The following is a 16,093-nucleotide window of genomic DNA, read 5'->3' on the forward strand; positions in this document are numbered from 1 at the left end:
GTACCCGAAGAAACAGCCTCGGAAACACCCGGGGGAACAACCGAAGAGGTGCCCCGGCCACCGCGCCGCCGTGGCCGCACCACACTCCTGATCGCGGTCGCAGCGGTGCTCGGTGTCGTCGCCGGTACCTGCACGGGCTTCGTGGTTCAGGCCAACCGCGCACCCGACAAGCTGCCCTCGCTCTCGCAGGCGAAGCTGACACAGGCGAAGGGCCCGGCTCCGGAGCCGTTGTCCGCCGCCGAGGACCGCAGGGTCAAGACGGACGGCGACCTGCGCAAGCTGCTGCTGATGCGGCCGAGCGGGGCGCGGGACGCGGGCTACGACGTCGGTCTGGACGGGTGGATGGACCTGGCCGAGGACGCGGAGACGTTCGACAAGCCGGCCGGCGCGTTCAGCGACCTCGTCGCGGGCGAGTTCCGCCGCGCCGCCGTCGCCAACTGGCGTGAGGGCAGCTCGCTGTACGTCGAGATCCGGCTGGTGCAGTTCCGCCAGGACGACGAGCTCACGGTCGCTTCCGACGCGGACGACGCCTACTACTGGGCCGAGGAGAAGGGCCACACCGACAGCTGGCCCATCCCGGGCACGGGCGACGGAATGGCGTACGTCCACAACTCGCCGGACACCAAGGCCGGTTACACCGACGTCTACAACGCGGAGGCGCACGCCTGGCGCGGTGACGTCGAGATGCACATCTGGGTCTCCTCGTCGAAGCCCGTCCCGAAGAAGAAGATCATGGACCTGGCCGAGCGGCAGATGGAGCGGCTGTGACCACCGAGAACCAGCCGGAGACAGACGTACTCGTGCCTGAACTCGTCGGCAGCTCCGAGGAGTTGACCGCCGATGCCGTCGGGAAGCCGGTGCGCAGGGGCCGTATCGCGGCGATCGCCGGGGCCACGCTGCTCGCCGTCGCCGTGATCGGCGGGGTCGGGTTCACCGTCGTGGCCGTGAACGGCGCGGACCGGGACGCGGGGGACGCCGTATGGACGCTCCCGAAGGTGACCGCGGAGAAGGCGACGGGCGGCAGGCCGAGCGCGCTCGCGGCGGCGCTCGTGCCGTACGGGCCGGACGGGTGGAGCCAGGGGCCCGACATCGCGGAGTACGGGCACGACGTGGACCTCACGGGGGCGCAGGCGACGGCGCTGCGCAAGGACGCGCTGAAGGAACTGCCGCTCAAGCAGCGGGTTCCGCTGGAGAAGCAGATCGACAAGCAGCACACCAAGGGCCTGGCGATGCGCAGCTATGTCAGCACCGACGCGCAGGCGTCCGTCTACACGGACAAGGCCTCGACGGTGAGCATCGTGCTGGCCCAGATCGCGGACAAGACGGCGGTACGGAACGCGTCCCGCTTCCAGAACGAGCTCTTCGACTCCCTGGGCGTCTTCCGCCCCGGCCCGTCGATCAACGGCTACAAGGACGCCAAGTGCTTCCTCTCGCCGAAGGACGCCGACGAAAAGCTCGACACGATCTACTGCTCCGCCTACCAGGGCGAAATCCTGGTCAGCCTCACCGCGAAATCCGCCCGCCCGATGCAGACGTACGCCATCGGCCGCCTGCTCCAGGAACAACTCGACCGCATCAAGGACCCGGGGGAGGCGGTATGACCGACCAGCAGCACGAGACACCAGCACCGACACCGACGGACACACCACCGGCCTCGACACCGACGATCCCTGCGCAGGCCTCGGAGCCCGCGATCGACGTCACTGAGGTCCCGGTCACGCCGGTCGCTGCCGACTTGCCGGCTGCCCCGGCTGCCCCGGAACCTCCGGCCGCCTCCGAGTCTCCGGCCGTCCCGGTCGTCGTCGACGAGGCTCCGGCGGCTCCGGTTGTCCCGGTCGCTGCCGAGGCGCCGGCCGCACCGACGGTGGCTGAATCCCCGGCAGTCCCCGCTGCCTCCGAGTCTCCGGTCGTCGCGGCCGCCGCTCCGGCCGTCCCCGTGGGTACCGAGCCTCCCGTCGTCCCGGTACCCACGGACCCCCCGCTCCCCTCGGCGCTTGCCTCAGAAGCCCAGCCCCTCTCGGTGGCCGCCCCTGAACCCCCGCCCTTCCCCCCGGCTGCCTCTCTGAGCCCCACCCCCCGCAAGGACCGCCGGACCCTCCGTGCCGTGCTGCGGTGGGGTGCCGCCGTCGTCGTGTTCGCGGTGGTCGGGGCCGGGACGGCCTACGGGATCAGCGGGATGAAGCGGTCGGACGTGCCGGGGCTGGGGACGGCGTCGGACGGGCGGTGGACGTTTCCCACGCTCACCAAGCCGCCGTTGCCTGTGGGCGGCCCGGGGCCGTTCGCCACGGCGAACGCGGCGGGGGCCCACTTCGCCGACCTGCGGTCGCTGGTGCTGCCGGCGCCGAAGAGGGCCGTAGGGGACAAGGCGCTGGACGGCAGCGACGGCTGGCTGGCGACGAAGGTGTTCCTCGCGGAGTTCTCGACCGCCGATGCCCGCACCGCGATCGCCCAGAAGCTGACCGACCAGGGCCTGCGGCACATCGCCGCGCGCGGCTGGACCACCCCGGACGGCACGCACACCAGGATCTACCTGCTCCAGTTCGACACGGCGACGGTCGCCGACGAGATCTCCAAGGGCCTGGCCGGATACGCGTCCCCCACCTACCTGGTCCGCGGCGCCGACGGCTACGAGTCGGACGACGACTTCCCGGACGCGGCCAAGGTCACGAACGTCCAGCTCCAGCCGTACGTCGAGACGAAGCCGTACGGCGCCGAACAGGTCCGCCTGGGCTTCGTCACGGCCGGCGACACCCTCGCGATGATCGTGCAGTCGAGGAAGGGGCAGGCCGAGGCCGTCCCGTTCCAGCAGACGGTGACGTTGCAGAGCGAGCTGCTCGGCTAGCCGTACCTCGCAGAGAGCACCGGGCCCCGGCCGACTAAGCTGGGGCCCGGCCCGCGTACACGCACCGCTCGTACCGCTCAAGGAGCACCCGTGGAGATCTTCTTCGAAACCCTGCTGGTCCTGGTCTGCGTCGGCGTCCTCGCCTTCGCCGGACTGACCGTGAAGAAGCTGTACCAGGGCCAGCGCTGACCCCCACCGAGGAACTGCTGACGTCATGATCGAGATCCCGTCCGACCTCCACAAGGACCTGGTCCCCCTCGTCTTCCTGCTCGGCGAGTGGGCCGGCGCGGGTGTGCACGACTTCCCGGGCTCCGAGAAGTGCAACTTCGGCCAGGAGGTCTCCTTCACGCACGACGGCCGCGACTTCCTGGAGTACCGCTCCCACACCTGGGTCCTGGACAACGACGGCAACAAGGTCCGCCCCCTGGAGACCGAGTCCGGCTTCTGGCGCATCGACGCGGACCGCAAGGTGGAGGTCACCATGACCAGGGACGACGGAGTCGTCGAGATCTGGTACGGCGACCTCGCCAAGCAGAAGCCCCAGATCGACCTCGTCACGGACGCCGTCGCCCGCACCGCCGCCTCCGGCCCCTACACCGGCGGCAAGCGCCTCTACGGCTACGTCAAGAGCGACCTCATGTGGGTCGGCGAGAAGCAGACCCCCGAGGTCGAACTCCGCCCCTACATGTCCGCCCACCTGAAGAAGGTCGTCACCCCGGAAGACGTCGAACGCTGGGCGAAGGCCCTCCCGGACGACATGCCGGACGACGGGATCGCATTCTTCAAGTAGGCCTAGACTCGTGGGTGTGGTGAGCACCCAAGGCACAGACCAAGGCACTGACCAGGGCACCGACTGGAAGAGTGATCTGCGGCAGCGCGGTTATCGGCTGACCCCGCAGCGGCAGCTCGTGCTCGAAGCCGTGGACACCCTGGAGCACGCGACCCCCGACGACATCCTCATCGAGGTGCGGAAGACCGCCTCGGGGGTCAACATCTCCACGGTGTACCGGACCCTGGAGCTCCTGGAGGAGCTCCAGCTGGTCAGCCACGCCCACCTCGGGCACGGGGCGCCGACGTACCACCTCGCCGACCGGCACCACCACATACACCTCGTCTGCCGGGACTGCACGAACGTCATCGAGGCCGATGTCGAGGTCGCCGCCGAGTTCCGGGCCAAGCTGCGGGACACCTTCGGCTTCGAGACCGACATGAAGCACTTCGCGATCTTCGGCAGGTGCCGGGACTGTTCCATGAAGACTTCAAGTGAGTCTTCAATTACCGAGTCGTAGGCTTACCTGTATGAAGAGCCCTCTGCTGTCCCTGCCCGGCGCCGTCTCCGCCGAAGGAGTGGACGAAGGCGTCGCCGCCCACTACGGCGACCTGTTCCGCGAGCAGCGCGCCCTAGCCGACGGCAACGGTTTCGTGGACCTCTCGCACCGCGGTGTGGTCGCCGTCACCGGCGACGACCGGTTGAGCTGGCTGCACCTCCTGCTCACCCAGCACGTCACCGACCTCCCCGTGGGCGTCGCCACCGAGGCGCTGATCCTCTCCGCGCACGGCCACATCGAGCACGCCCTGTACCTCGTCGACGACGGCACCACGGTGTGGATGCACACCGAACCCGACACCCAGGAGGCGCTGATCGCCTACCTGGAGTCGATGAAGTTCTTCTACCGCGTCGAAGTGGCCGACCGCACAAGCGAGTTCGCGGTCGTGCACCTCCCCGCCGGTTCCATCGCCCCGGTGCCCGACGGCGTCGTCGTACGCGAGACGCCGTACGGCCGTGATCTCTTCCTCCCGCGTGCGGACCTGGAGTCGTACGCCGAGAAGGCGGGCCCGCCGGCCGGGCTCCTCGCGTACGAGGCCCTGCGCGTCGAACACCACCGCCCCCGCCTCGGCTTCGAGACCGACCACCGCACCATCCCGCACGAACTGGGCTGGATCGGCACGGCGGTTCATCTGCAGAAGGGCTGCTACCGGGGCCAGGAGACGGTCGCCCGCGTGCAGAACCTGGGCAAGCCGCCGCGTCGGCTCGTCTTCCTCCACCTCGACGGCAGCGAGGTCCATCTCCCGGGCCACGGCACGGAGTTGAGGCTTGCGGAGGAGGGGGCGGACGGCCGGAAGATCGGCTTCATCACCACCTCCGTACGCCATCACGAGCTGGGACCGATCGCCCTGGCACTGGTGAAGCGGAACGTGCCGCTGGACGCGCCTCTGCTGGCCGACTCGACGGCGGCGGCCCAGGAAGTCGTCGTAGAACCCTAGAACCCTAGAGGTCCACGACCACGGTGAACGGGCCGTCGTTCGTCAGCGCGACGCGCATCTGCGCGCCGAAGCGGCCCGTCGCCACCGTGGCGCCCAGGGCGCGTAGTTGGGCCACTACCTCGTCGACCAGCGGCTCGGCGACCTCGCCGGGCGCCGCCGCGTTCCAGGTGGGGCGGCGCCCCTTGCGGGCGTCGCCGTAGAGCGTGAACTGGCTGATGACGAGCAGAGGCGCATCGATGTCGCTGCACGACCTCTCCTCGTGCAGCATGCGGATCGACCAGAGTTTGCGGGCCAGTTGGGCCGCCTTCTCCTTGGTGTCCTCGTGGGTGACGCCGACGAAGACGCACAGTCCTTCGCCCTCGATCGCCCCGACCGTCTCGCCGTCCACGACGACGCTCGCGCCGTCCACCCGCTGCACCACTGCTCGCATGGGTCCCATGATGCCGTGCGGACGAGAACGACTCCGGGCGGGCCTATTTTTGTTCCTTAACCCCCCATCTGGGGCCGTTCGGGGGCACTCGGTCACATAGCGGCCAGTTGGGGTGGCACGATGCTGTCCACACGCCGGTCGAGGGGACGGGTAGAGGCACATGAGCACACCGAGTACCGGGCAGCCCCCCGGGACTGTCTCGCTGATCCGCGCGGGAGGACCGGCCACGCGCCGCCCGCCCGTGCAGCGCGTCGACAGCCCGCTGCTGGCCGCCGAACCGGCCGCACCCGACCTGACCGCACTGCGCCTCACGGAGTTGCGTGCGGTGCGCCGCGACGCCCAGCGCGACGAGGCCGACCTGAGCTACGTACGACGGCTCCTCCAGGGCCGTATCGACATCCTGCGGGCCGAACTGGCCCGCCGCTCCCCGGCAGGCGCGGCCTCGGTGGTGGACCGTCTCTCGGAGATCCTCACCGACGCGCCCGCCCGGCACCGTTCCTCGGCCCGGCACGTCACGCTGGGCACGCCGCACAGCGAGGAGTACCGGCTGCTGGCCGCCGAGATGCTCGCCGAGGTGGAGCTCTCGGACCTGGAGGCGCGCACCGACCTGGAGCTGACCACCGCAATGGGCCGGCTGGTGCGGTACGAACAGCAGGTGTCCCGGCGCCGTCAGGTCCTCCAGCACACGGCCGACGGCTGCAGCGGGGAGATCGCCCGCAGGTACCGTGAGGGCGAGGCGCAGGTGGACGACCTGCTCGTGTGACTCGTGTGAGGGGTGCGCGTGACGGCTGAGGATTCCTTCATCGCACCCCCGGTGCTCGCCGAGGTGGTCCGCTCCGGCTTCGTCGAGAGCCGCCACCGGGGCAGCCTGGTGGTACTGGCGCCGGACGGCTCCGTGGAACTGTCCCTGGGCGACCCGCACACCCCCGTCTTCCCCCGCTCGTCCAACAAGCCCATGCAGGCGGCCGGCGTCCTCCACGCGGGCCTCGACCTCACCGGCGAACGCCTCGCCCTCGCCGCCGCGAGCCACTCCGGCGAACTCTTCCACCGAGATCTCGTACGACGGCTTCTCGCCGAACACGGCCTGGACGCCGGGCAGTTGCAGTGCCCGCCGGACCTGCCGCTGGACCCCGTCGAGCAGGAGACATACCTCGCCTCGGGCGCCGTACGCGACCGGGTCGCCATGAACTGCTCCGGCAAGCACACCGCGATGCTGGCGGCGAGCGTGCTCCGCGGCTGGCCCCTGGAGTCGTATCTCGACCCGGACCACCCGCTCCAGAAACTTATCCACAGGGTTGTGGAAGAAGTGTCGGGGGAGCGGGTGGCGGCCGTGGGCACGGACGGCTGCGGCGCCCCGCTGCTCGCGATCACCCTCACCGGCCTGGCCCGCGCCTACCGCTCCTTCGTCCTGGCCGCCCCCGACACCCCGGAACGCCGAGTCGCCGACGCCATGCGCGCCCACCCCGAGTACGTCGCCGGCACGCGCCGCCCCGACACCCTGCTGATGCGCTCGGTGCCGGGCCTGCTGTCGAAGATGGGCGCGGAGGCGGTACAGGCCGCGGCCCTGCCGGACGGACGTGCCGTGGCGTTCAAGGTGGAGGACGGGGCGGGGCGGGCGCTGGGGCCCGTGCTGGGGCGGGCGCTGGATCTGATGGGGGTGCGGGTGGCGGGGTTCGGGAAGGTGGCGGTGCTGGGCGGGGGGCGCGAGGTGGGGGAGATTCGGGCGGCGTTCTAGCGGTCACTTTTCGGGGTGCGTGAACGCTCGGCCCGTCCGGCGCCTTGCGGACGCGGGCCGACATCATCCGGCCCGTCCGTGGCTTTTCAGACGCGGGGCGGCACATCCAGGCCGTCAGTGGTTTTTCCGACGCGGGCTGGCACCATTCAGGCCGTGGTGGTTCTTGCGACGCGGGCTGGCACCATTCAGGCCGCCCCTGGCTTTTCCGGCGCGGGGCGGCACTATTCAGGCCGTCGGTCGCCTTTCCAATCCGGGCCGGCGTCATCCAGCCCGTCCGGCGTTTGAGGACGAGGCCGTTCAGGCCGAAGCGGGGGTCTGGGGGCGCAGCCCCCAGGGACGGGACGGGCAGGGGCGGCGGGGGCGAAAAATCCCCGCCGCACCAGCCCCCACCCGACCTACCGTGACCCCATGACCAGCCGTGAAGACGACCTCGCCGTCCGCCCCGTCACCGAGCCCGAGATCCCCGACTGGATCCGCGCCCTGAACACCGGTTTCCTGCGCACCCCCACCGTCGACGAGGCAGAACTCACCGACCGCAGCAGCTACTTGGACCCGACCCGCACCCTCGGCGCCTTCGACTCCGGCCGCTGCGTCGCGACCTTCCGCTCCTTCCCCCAGGAGATCACGGCCGTCGGCGGCACCCCCGTCCCCGCCGACGCCATCACGAACGTCAGCGTCACGGCCACCCACCGCCGCCGAGGCCTGCTCACCCGCATGATGACCCAGGACCTCGCCGCGGCGAAGGAGCGCGGAGACGTCGTGGCGACACTCATCGCCGCCGAGTACCGGATCTACGGCCGCTACGGCTTCGGCCCCGCCACCTCCGGGACCCGCTGGGCCATCGATGTCCAGCGCACCGGCCTGGACCCCCGTTGGTCGGGCCCCGAGGACGGCGCCCGTATCGACCTGGTGGACGCCGAGGACGTACGCAAGCTGGGCCCCGAACTCCACGAGCGGCTGCGCCGCCTCCAGCCCGGCGTGATCAACAGGGACGACCGCTGGTGGCAGGTCACCACGGGTGCCGTACGGCCGGGACGGGTGTCGTGGACCGAGCCGTTCCACGCCGTCTACCGCGCGGCGAACGGCGAGGTGGAGGGTCTGGCCGCGTACTACTGCGACGGCACCTGGACCGACGCCAAACAGCCGGGCGACACGGCCACCGTGAAGCAGCTGATCGCGACCACCCCGGCCGCCGAGCGCGCCCTGTGGCAGCACGTCTGCTCGCTGGACTGGGTGACGAAGGTGAAGTCGGACTGGCGTTCCCCCGACGATCTGCTGCCCCACTTGCTGCCGGACCCGCGCGCGGCCACGATCACCACGCAGGCGGACTGGCTGTGGGTGCGGATCCTGGATGTCGTACGGGCCATGGAGGCGCGGTCGTACGAGGGGGAGGGCTCGCTGGTCTTCGAGGTGACCGACGGGGCCGGACTGGCCGGCGGGCGCTACCGGTTGGTGGCCTCGGCGCAGGGGGCGTCCTGTGCGCCGACCACGGAGAGCGCGGAACTCACGCTGGATGTCCGGGAGTTGGGGGCGCTGTGGCTCGGTGACGTGTCGGTGCCGCGGCTCGCGGCGCTGGGCCTGGTGCGGGAAGAACGAGCGGGCGCCGCCCGAGTGGCCGACGCCCTGCTGCGTACGTCCAGGCGGCCTTGGTGCCCGGACATCTTCTGAACGCTCCTTGCTGTGCGGCCGGTTGGCGGCGGGTGGGTGGACTCATCCGTAGCTGTTCAGTTGTCGTTGTCGTGCGGTCGAGCCGGCCGACCGGGCTCTCGGCTCCCCTCCAGGAGAGAGATCCGGTCGGCCAAGTTACCTAAGTTGGTAACCAACTCTTCTCTAGTTATCTCCTCTTGGATGCGTCTCATAACCACCTTTCCATGAACTGCCCAAAGATGGCGAGAAGTTGTAGGGTTTGGTCGTGGAGCCCGAACACGCCACCGTCAATGGACGGTCGAGGTCACCGCGGCCACAGTGGTCACACCGCGAGCTGGCCGACGAGCTGCGCACCAGGATCAGGTCCGGTGTCCTGCGGCCCGGCCAGCGCATGCCCACCCAGGCCAAGCTGGCGGACGAGTTCGGCGTCGAGCGCGGAGCCATACGGCAGGCCCTGCGCATCCTGCAGTCCGAGCGACTGCTCACCAATGTGTCCAAGGGGAGCCCGGCGACCGTCGCCCCCGACCTCGGACTGGCACTGACCGGCCCCGGAGCCCCGCCGCAGCCCACGATGGTGGGCCTGGCCCCGCGCATTGCGGAGGCCTTCGCGCAGCCGCACGTGGAGATCGAGGCGCTGTGCCTGACGGCGGTCTCGCTCACGCTGGCCATCGGCGAGCCGCTGCGCCAGATCCACGCCGGGGAGCTGAATCCGGCCAAGGTCGATGTGCGGGTGCTGCTGCCGAGCAGTGACATCGAACTCGCGTTCCCGTCCCTGGTGGACTCCCCGGAGGACGGCCGGCTGCAGCGGCGCTGGCTGGCCCAACGCAACGCGCAGGGCCAGGTGTTGAGCCACAATCTGCTGGCCCTGCGCGCGACGCACGGCATCGACGTGCACATCACGTTCCGCGCGCTGCCGTTCACGCCTCCGGTGAAGCTGTACCTGCTCAACGGCTCGGAGGCGCTCTTCGCGTACTACACGCTGAGCCAGCGCGAGGAGGAGATCGGTCAGGAGCAGGTGGAGATGTACGACGCGGAGGGCACCCAGTCGATGCTGTTCGCGTTCGAGCAGGGCGCCGGGCTGCGGGACACGACGTTCGTGGAACAGTCCCAGCTGTGGTTCAACGCACTGTGGGAGACGATCAGTTCGGAGCTGAGGCTGACGAGCTGATCGCCTCCCGCGGTGGCTGATCCGGAGGGCGGTTTACGGATCACAGAGCGGGTCCGGTGAACAGCAGGGCCAGGACGACGGCCCCGATGGAACTGATGGCCGGACTCTTGGCCTTGATGCCGATGGAGATCAGGAGCAGGCCGATGATGCCGGTGGCGCCGAACTTCCACTGGACGATCTGTTCGAAGCCGACGACGAAGACGGCGGACAGGAGGGCGATGGCAGGCACGGTGGTTCCCCCTTCGGGCTGCGGAAGCAAAACTTCCACCAACTTGGATAAGTTGGCAGCCAACTCTGCTTAAGTTGTTCCCATTTGGTACCTACTCACACCTACTCGCCATCAAGTTCCAAACAACTCCCCTTAGATGGGGCAGAGTTATACCGTTTGGTCGTGACCCAGGAGAACGTGGCAGTGAACGGCAGCAGAAGCTTCTCGCCCCAGGAGATCGCCGACGCCCTACGGGACCGTATCCGTGCCGGCGACCTCAAGGCGGGAGACCGCCTGCCCACCCAGGCAGACCTGGCGGAGGAGTTCGGCGTCGAGCGCGGCGCCGTACGGCAGGCGTTGCGGGTGCTCCAGGAGGCCGGGTTGCTCACCAACGTCAGCAAGGGGAGCCCGCCCACGATCGCGGAACCGGCACCCGGGCTGGACGGGCCCCAGACGACGATGGTGGGGTTGGCACCGCGCCTGGCGGAGGCGTTCTCGGAGACGGACGTCCGCATCGATGTCGTATGCCACACCGCCGAGACCCTGATGGTGGCCATCGGCGAGACCCTCCGCCAGATTCACGAGGGCCGCCTCAGCCCCCGGTCGATCGAGGTCCGAATCCTGGTCCCGTCCAGGGAGATCACCCTCGCCTTCCCCGTCCCGGTCGACGACACCGGCGAGGACGACTCGGTCCACAAGCGCTGGCTGTCGATGCGCAACGCCCAGGGGCAGGTGCTCCAGCACAACCTGCTGGCCCTGCGCGCCACCCACGGCATGGACGTCAAGGTCACCTTCCGGGCACTGCCCTTCACTCCGCCCGTGAAGCTGTATCTGCTCAACGGCAAGGAGGCGTTGCTCGGTTACTACATGCTCACGAGACGGGAGGAGGAGTACGGCAGCCAGACCCTGGACATGTACGACGTGCTCGGCAGCCAGTCCCTCCTCTTCTCCTTCCAGCGGCAGGCCGGCCAGCGCGACGCCGCGTTCGTGGAGGAATCGCAGAAGTGGTTCGACGCCCTCTGGGAAACCATCACGACGGACCTGACACTCTCCTAGTGACTCCTGATACGGCGCAGACTGTTCCGGTGACAGAAGAGACAGGCAACGTACGAGAATTGATCACCGGCGCTCGCTTCGTCCTTTTCGACTTCGACGGCCCGATCTGCCGGCTGTTCGCGGGACTCTCGGCGGAGGGCGTGGCGAAGGACCTTGTGTCCTGGCTGGAACGGCAGGGGCTGAGGGAACTGCTGACGGAGAGCGAGCGGGTGCACCCCGATCCGCACGTCGTCCTGAACGCGGTCAACAAGCGCCACCCGCGCAGCGATCTGGTCGACGAACTGGAGGAGTTGCTCACCCAGCACGAACTCAAGGCCGTCGACTCGGCGTACCCCACCCCGTGGGCGGACCCCCTGATACGCACCTGGAACGCCGTCGGCATCCATCTCGCCATCGCCACCAACAACTCCCCGCGCACGGTGACGGAGTACCTCCACGGCCGGGGGCTTCTGGAGTGCTTCACCCCGCACGTCTACGGCCGCACGAACGACCTCGACCTCCTCAAGCCGAACCCCCACTGCCTGAACCGCGCCCTGCGCGCGATGGGCGCCCGCCCCGGCGACGCCCTGATGATCGGCGACACCCCCTCGGACTTCGAAGCGGCCCGCCAGGCGGGCATCCCGTTTCTCGGCTACGCGCGTAACGAATTCAAGGAAACGTTGCTGCGCCGAGCGGGCGCCGAGTCCGTGGTGGGTTCGTTGCGGCCGGTACTCGACTCGGTACGGCGGGTTTAGCAACGCAGTCACGCCGCTGACCTCGGTCGGACGTGCGTCTCGTCGCTCGCGGCGGTTAATGGGCGGGTTCTCCGGCGTTGCTTGACGCCTCTGGAGTAACGTGCCTCATCCCTTACTCATCGGCTCAACCGGAACGGGCTGAACCCAGCGAATGACACCCCAACTCACCGGTGTTCGGCAGCGCGCCGACGAACTGGTCGGCGAACGCGGCGTGGTGGACGGCCCCCTCAAGGGCTACCACCACGAGACATATGTGCTGACCATGCCGGGCGAGACGCGGATCGTGAAACTCCGTGAACCGCGCGAACGGATCCTGTGGTTCGACCGCAGGTGCTTCCGGTCGGAAGAGGCCCTGCTCCGCGAACTGGAGGGACGGATCAGCCGTATCCCCGTCATCCACGAGGTGGAGGGCATGGCGCTGCAGGTCTTCATCGAGGGCCGCACCCTCAAGTCCCGCCCGTGGGGCGACCGGCGGATCCCGGAGGGGGTCCACGGTCAGATCGTCGACCTGTTCCGGGAGTTGGCGCATGTCACGCCCAACACCCTTGAGGTGGAGCGCAGTTGCGAGGCCGAGGACCGTGCTGAGGACGGCGACTGCGACGACTTCCTGGAGCGTCTCATCGTCTTCGTTGAAAAGAAGGTCTACAAGAAGAACTCCGAGCGTTTCGGGCAGCTCTTCCACGAACTCGGCCTCACCCCCGACGCGTTCGTCCAGCTCAGAAAGAACGTTTCCGGGCTGACGCGACGCGACTTCTGCCTGCTCCACGCGGACCTGCACCGGGAGAACTTCATCCTCGACCCGCTCAACCAACTCTGGTCCATCGACTGGGAGTTGGCGATGCTGGGAGATCCTCTCTACGACCTCGCCACCCACCTCTACCTGATGTCCTATCCGGAGGACCAGGAACGCCGGATGGCCGAGGACTGGGCGCGAGCCGTCCGTGGAGTACGTCCCAGCAGCGCGCGGGGCTGGGCGGACGACCTGGACCGCATCCTCGCCTTCAAGCGAGCGCAGTCGGTGTTCACCGACGTCATCCGGCAGTCGATGTTCCTGCGTGAGGGATCGACCGTGAAATGGGCCCGGTTCCCGTCGGCGGTCCGGAAACTCCAGGCGATCATGACGGCCGCCGGGGGCACCCTGGGCCTGGCCGAGATTCCGAGCAGGCCCCGGATCGCCGGAGCACTCGCGCGCTGGGCCATGGCCGACACGGCAGCCGGTGAAGGGCAGGTAGCGTCCGGGGCATGACTGAAGCCACCGACTTCGAGGACATCCCCACCACCACTCTCGCCGAACTCCTGGGCCGCGAGCGGGTCATGGACATCGGTATCCGGCCCCTGTGGGGTCCGCTGCCGCGTCTCGCCGGGCCGGCCTTCACCGTGCGGTGCCCGCCCGGCGACAACCTCATGCTGCACGCCGCCATCTACCGCGCCGAGCCGGACTCGGTCGTCGTGGTGGAGTCGGGCGACCTGGACTACGCCCTCGCCGGCGGGAACGTCTGCGCCATCGCCCAGCAGCGGGGCATCGCCGGCTTCGTCGTCGACGGGGTGATCCGTGACCTCGGCGAGGTAAGGGCTGCGGGCTTCCCCGTCTTCGCGCGCGGTGTCATCCCGATCCCGGGCGGCAAGAAGGCCGTACTGCCGCTGAACGAGCGCGTGCGCTGCGGGGGAGCCACCGTCGACGCCGGGGACATCGTGGTGGCCGACGAGGAGGGGATCGTCGTCGTACCGGCCGCGCGCCGGGCGGAGATCCTCACCGGGGCACGGGCCCGCCTGGAGAAGGAGGCCGCCCAGACCCTCGACGACTGGGAGAAGGCGCATCGGGCGCGGGTGGACGAACTGCTGCGCGCGGGCGGCTTCGAGGGCTGACGTGGGAGGGCCTCCTGATGCTTCTCTTCCTCGATGTCGACGGGACGCTGCTGCCCTTCGGCGCGTCCCGGCCGTACCCGGTCCACAACTCCGGCTTCGCGCCGCCCGCAGCCGACGCCCCTCCACTGCTGACCCGCATCGACCCCTCGCTCGGGCCACGGCTCGCGGCCTTGCGGTGCGAACTGGTGTGGGCGACGACCTGGATGGACGACGCGAACGAGTGCGTCGCTCCCTGGCTCGGCCTGCCCCGACTCCCCCTGGTGGACTGGCCCGACCCGGCCGAGGACGGGGTGGGGGACGGTACGGGCGGGCGGCTGCACTGGAAGACCCGGCCGTTGGTCGCCTGGGCCGCCGGGCGGCCCTTCGTGTGGGTGGACGACGAGATCGGGGACGCCGACCGCGACTGGGTGGAGGCCCATCACCCCGGGCGGTTCCTGTTGCAGCGCGTCGACCATCGGTACGGGATCACGGATGCCGATCTCGCGGCGATGGAGGCGTGGTTGGCGGTGAATCGGTGACGGGGTCGTCTTCTGGAACATGACGGGGTCGTCCTCTAGAACAGGGGCTCGTCCGGGGACAGCTTCAGCAGGGACTTGGCGCTCTCCGTCGCGCCCGCCGTACGGGTTGACGCGGAGGCGCCCGGGAAGTGGCGATTCCAGGACGCCGCGCGGCCGATGACCCCGAGGCGGGTCGCGAGGGTCAGGGCGCGGCGGAGTTCGGTGGTGGTGTGGCCGTTTCCCGTCCAGGGTTCCAGGTAGGCGTCCCGCAGTCGGGGCAGTGCCTCGGGGCCGTAGCGTTCGTGGACCCGTCCGGCCGGGACCAGGAAACTGCAGAAGGGGTGCGAGACGGCGGCGTCACCCCAGTCGAAGAAGGTGTAGCGGCCGGGGGCCGGGTGGAAGAGCTGGCCGTCGTGCAGGTCGGAGTGGTCGAGGGAGTCGGGGATGCCCAACTCGGCCAGTTCGGCGCACAGTTCGAGCAGCAGCGGCCGCAGGGCATGCAACTGTGCGGGATCGACGGCTGGTTCGGTGGTGGCCTCGATGAACTGCACCACCTGGTCGAAGACTTCGGGGAGGGCCGTCGTGCGTGCGCTGGGGACGCCGAGTTGTTCGAGGTCTTTGGTGTGAGGGATCAGGGCGTGCTGCATCGTTGCGTACTGGCGGAGCGGTTCTTCCCAGGCGCGGGGGTCTGCGGGGGTGCGGTCGAGGACCTGCCAGAAGAGTTCGCCGCCGTGGGGGAGCAGGAACCAGCCTCGGTCGGCGTCGACGGCGAGGGGTTCCAGGACGTACTCCGGGACCCAGCGGGCGAGCGCGGCGGTGAGCGGTGCCTCGAAGGCGCCGGAGGGAGGATTTGCCTTCAGCCATACGGCAGTTCGGGCAGCGGCGGCACCTGAAATTTCGACCGGCCCTGCTACGGGTATCCGGACCAGGACCGACCAAGGACGCAGCCGCACACCCAGTCGGCCCGCCTCGCGCAGGCCCCGCGCCGTGAGTTCGCGCCGGGCCCAGCCGAGGGCCGCGTTCCGCCAAGTCGACTGATCCCAGGGCGTCTTGGCGTTCTCGTGCTGTCCGCGGTCGATGAACTGCGGCATCTCGTCGTCGTGCATCGCGCCATTCCAGCATCCGGGCCGATGGGCGCTCCATCGAGTTACCGGCCCGCGCTACCGTGGTGATCATGGCGGACTGGGAGATACGGCCTGCGGCGCGGACGGACGTCGGGACGGTCGCCGAGCTGCGTGCCGTCGTACTGCGGGCGGATCTGGAACGGCTCGGGCGTTACGACGAGCGGCGGGTGCGACAGCGGCTGCGGGACGGGTTCGAGCCGGAGCACACCTGGGTGATCGAGGTGGGTGGTGAGTTCGCGGGCTGTGTGGCGCTGCGGCCGGACGCGGACGCCCGCTGCCACTGGCTGGAGCACTTCTATCTCGCGCCGGGGTTCCAGGGCGCCGGTATCGGGTCCGGTGTGCTGGGCGAGCTGCTGGAGCGGTGCGACCGTGACGGTGTCCCCGTCGTGCGGCTGAACGTGCTGCGGGGGAGTCCGGCCCGGCGGCTGTACGAGCGGTACGGGTTCGCCACGGAGACCGAGGACCTGGTGGACGTGTTCATGGTGCGCGAGGCGCCCGGCCGGCCTCGGCCCTGACATTCC

At 69.6% G+C, this 16,093-nt stretch carries 19 protein-coding genes; 16 read left to right on the forward strand and 3 right to left on the reverse strand.

Annotated features, from left to right (window positions below; all coding sequences use genetic code 11):
• Positions 1–48 precede the first annotated feature (48 nt).
• From AB0I51_RS35145 to AB0I51_RS35170, 6 genes are all read left to right on the forward strand, one after another.
• Entirely contained in the window at positions 49–768 is a 720-nt protein-coding gene (locus AB0I51_RS35145; RefSeq protein WP_362982285.1) for a hypothetical protein, read from the forward strand.
• Positions 765–1,601: a hypothetical protein gene (locus tag AB0I51_RS35150; protein ID WP_362982287.1), complete on the forward strand. Its 837-nt coding sequence runs from the start codon at positions 765–767 to the stop codon at positions 1,599–1,601. The genes AB0I51_RS35145 and AB0I51_RS35150 overlap by 4 nt, the downstream gene beginning before the upstream one ends.
• Positions 1,602–2,104: 503 nt before the next feature.
• A complete protein-coding gene (locus tag AB0I51_RS35155) occupies positions 2,105–2,842 on the forward strand; it encodes a hypothetical protein (protein ID WP_362982289.1) in 738 nt (245 codons plus the stop codon).
• Positions 2,843–3,056: 214 nt separating this feature from the next.
• Positions 3,057–3,632 carry an FABP family protein gene (locus tag AB0I51_RS35160; protein ID WP_262061470.1) on the forward strand — a complete coding sequence of 192 codons (576 nt, stop codon included), beginning with the start codon at positions 3,057–3,059 and terminating at the stop codon, positions 3,630–3,632.
• A 10-nt stretch (positions 3,633–3,642) separates the two neighbouring features.
• On the forward strand, positions 3,643–4,131 hold the full coding sequence (locus AB0I51_RS35165; protein WP_362982291.1) for a transcriptional repressor: 489 nt from the start codon (positions 3,643–3,645) through the stop codon (positions 4,129–4,131).
• Between the two features lie 10 nt (positions 4,132–4,141).
• On the forward strand, positions 4,142–5,107 hold the full coding sequence (locus AB0I51_RS35170; protein WP_362982293.1) for a folate-binding protein: 966 nt from the start codon (positions 4,142–4,144) through the stop codon (positions 5,105–5,107).
• Between the two features lie 4 nt (positions 5,108–5,111).
• Here AB0I51_RS35170 and dtd read toward each other — a convergent pair whose 3' ends face one another.
• On the reverse strand, positions 5,112–5,537 hold the full coding sequence (dtd, locus tag AB0I51_RS35175; protein ID WP_362982295.1) for a D-aminoacyl-tRNA deacylase: 426 nt from the start codon (positions 5,535–5,537) through the stop codon (positions 5,112–5,114).
• A 160-nt stretch (positions 5,538–5,697) separates the two neighbouring features.
• Between dtd and AB0I51_RS35180 the strand changes: the two genes are divergently transcribed.
• The 4 genes from AB0I51_RS35180 to AB0I51_RS35195 all read left to right on the forward strand — a co-directional run bounded on the left by AB0I51_RS35180 (position 5,698) and on the right by AB0I51_RS35195 (position 10,087).
• Positions 5,698–6,300: an aerial mycelium formation protein gene (locus AB0I51_RS35180; protein ID WP_362982297.1), complete on the forward strand. Its 603-nt coding sequence runs from the start codon at positions 5,698–5,700 to the stop codon at positions 6,298–6,300.
• 12 nt (positions 6,301–6,312) lie between these two features.
• Positions 6,313–7,272 carry an asparaginase gene (locus tag AB0I51_RS35185; protein WP_362982299.1) on the forward strand — a complete coding sequence of 320 codons (960 nt, stop codon included), beginning with the start codon at positions 6,313–6,315 and terminating at the stop codon, positions 7,270–7,272.
• Positions 7,273–7,680: 408 nt separating this feature from the next.
• Complete coding sequence (locus AB0I51_RS35190) at positions 7,681–8,940, forward strand: GNAT family N-acetyltransferase (RefSeq protein WP_362982301.1); 1,260 nt, start codon at positions 7,681–7,683, stop codon at positions 8,938–8,940.
• A gap of 238 nt (positions 8,941–9,178) precedes the next feature.
• Positions 9,179–10,087: a winged helix-turn-helix domain-containing protein gene (locus AB0I51_RS35195; protein ID WP_362982303.1), complete on the forward strand. Its 909-nt coding sequence runs from the start codon at positions 9,179–9,181 to the stop codon at positions 10,085–10,087.
• 40 nt (positions 10,088–10,127) lie between these two features.
• Here the strand turns inward: AB0I51_RS35195 and AB0I51_RS35200 are convergent, their stop codons facing one another.
• Positions 10,128–10,316: a hypothetical protein gene (locus AB0I51_RS35200; protein WP_200715320.1), complete on the reverse strand. Its 189-nt coding sequence runs from the start codon at positions 10,314–10,316 to the stop codon at positions 10,128–10,130.
• Positions 10,317–10,472: 156 nt separating this feature from the next.
• Between AB0I51_RS35200 and AB0I51_RS35205 the strand changes: the two genes are divergently transcribed.
• The 5 genes from AB0I51_RS35205 to AB0I51_RS35225 all read left to right on the forward strand — a co-directional run bounded on the left by AB0I51_RS35205 (position 10,473) and on the right by AB0I51_RS35225 (position 14,469).
• A complete protein-coding gene (locus AB0I51_RS35205) occupies positions 10,473–11,351 on the forward strand; it encodes a winged helix-turn-helix domain-containing protein (protein WP_362982305.1) in 879 nt (292 codons plus the stop codon).
• Positions 11,351–12,085, forward strand: a complete 735-nt coding sequence (locus AB0I51_RS35210; RefSeq protein ID WP_362982307.1) for an HAD-IA family hydrolase — start codon at positions 11,351–11,353, stop codon at positions 12,083–12,085. The genes AB0I51_RS35205 and AB0I51_RS35210 overlap by 1 nt, the downstream gene beginning before the upstream one ends.
• Positions 12,086–12,236: 151 nt before the next feature.
• Positions 12,237–13,331, forward strand: a complete 1,095-nt coding sequence (locus tag AB0I51_RS35215) for a phosphotransferase (RefSeq protein ID WP_362982309.1) — start codon at positions 12,237–12,239, stop codon at positions 13,329–13,331.
• Positions 13,328–13,951 (forward strand): RraA family protein, encoded by a 624-nt coding sequence (locus AB0I51_RS35220; RefSeq protein ID WP_362982311.1) that lies wholly within the window; start codon positions 13,328–13,330, stop codon positions 13,949–13,951. Before AB0I51_RS35215 ends, AB0I51_RS35220 begins: the two co-directional genes overlap by 4 nt.
• Positions 13,952–13,968: 17 nt before the next feature.
• Positions 13,969–14,469, forward strand: coding sequence for an HAD domain-containing protein (locus AB0I51_RS35225; protein WP_362982313.1), 501 nt, complete (start codon positions 13,969–13,971; stop codon positions 14,467–14,469).
• Between the two features lie 35 nt (positions 14,470–14,504).
• On the opposite strand, the gene AB0I51_RS35230 is transcribed toward AB0I51_RS35225, so the two are convergent.
• Entirely contained in the window at positions 14,505–15,554 is a 1,050-nt protein-coding gene (locus tag AB0I51_RS35230) for an aminoglycoside phosphotransferase family protein (RefSeq protein WP_362982315.1), read from the reverse strand.
• A gap of 68 nt (positions 15,555–15,622) precedes the next feature.
• On the opposite strand from AB0I51_RS35230, the gene AB0I51_RS35235 reads away from it, so the two are divergent.
• The gene (locus AB0I51_RS35235; RefSeq protein WP_362982317.1) at positions 15,623–16,087 is read left to right on the forward strand and encodes a GNAT family N-acetyltransferase; all 465 of its coding nucleotides are present in this window, start codon (positions 15,623–15,625) and stop codon (positions 16,085–16,087) included.
• Positions 16,088–16,093 lie beyond the last annotated feature (6 nt).

Source organism: Streptomyces sp. NPDC050549, from assembly GCF_040655035.1.
Lineage (GTDB): Bacteria > Actinomycetota > Actinomycetes > Streptomycetales > Streptomycetaceae > Streptomyces.

Bases quoted from the DNA above. Each gene is read 5' to 3' on its own strand.
- AB0I51_RS35170 (WP_362982293.1), top strand. From the start codon at position 4,142: ATGAAGAGCCCTCTGCTGTCCCTGCCCGGCGCCGTCTCCGCCGAAGGA.
- AB0I51_RS35190 (WP_362982301.1), top strand. From the start codon at position 7,681: ATGACCAGCCGTGAAGACGACCTCGCCGTCCGCCCCGTCACCGAGCCC.
- dtd (WP_362982295.1), bottom strand. From the start codon at position 5,537: ATGCGAGCAGTGGTGCAGCGGGTGGACGGCGCGAGCGTCGTCGTGGAC.
- AB0I51_RS35230 (WP_362982315.1), bottom strand. From the start codon at position 15,554: ATGCACGACGACGAGATGCCGCAGTTCATCGACCGCGGACAGCACGAG.
- AB0I51_RS35160 (WP_262061470.1), top strand. From the start codon at position 3,057: ATGATCGAGATCCCGTCCGACCTCCACAAGGACCTGGTCCCCCTCGTC.
- AB0I51_RS35180 (WP_362982297.1), top strand. From the start codon at position 5,698: ATGAGCACACCGAGTACCGGGCAGCCCCCCGGGACTGTCTCGCTGATC.
- AB0I51_RS35215 (WP_362982309.1), top strand. From the start codon at position 12,237: ATGACACCCCAACTCACCGGTGTTCGGCAGCGCGCCGACGAACTGGTC.
- AB0I51_RS35225 (WP_362982313.1), top strand. From the start codon at position 13,969: ATGCTTCTCTTCCTCGATGTCGACGGGACGCTGCTGCCCTTCGGCGCG.
- AB0I51_RS35235 (WP_362982317.1), top strand. From the start codon at position 15,623: ATGGCGGACTGGGAGATACGGCCTGCGGCGCGGACGGACGTCGGGACG.
- AB0I51_RS35220 (WP_362982311.1), top strand. From the start codon at position 13,328: ATGACTGAAGCCACCGACTTCGAGGACATCCCCACCACCACTCTCGCC.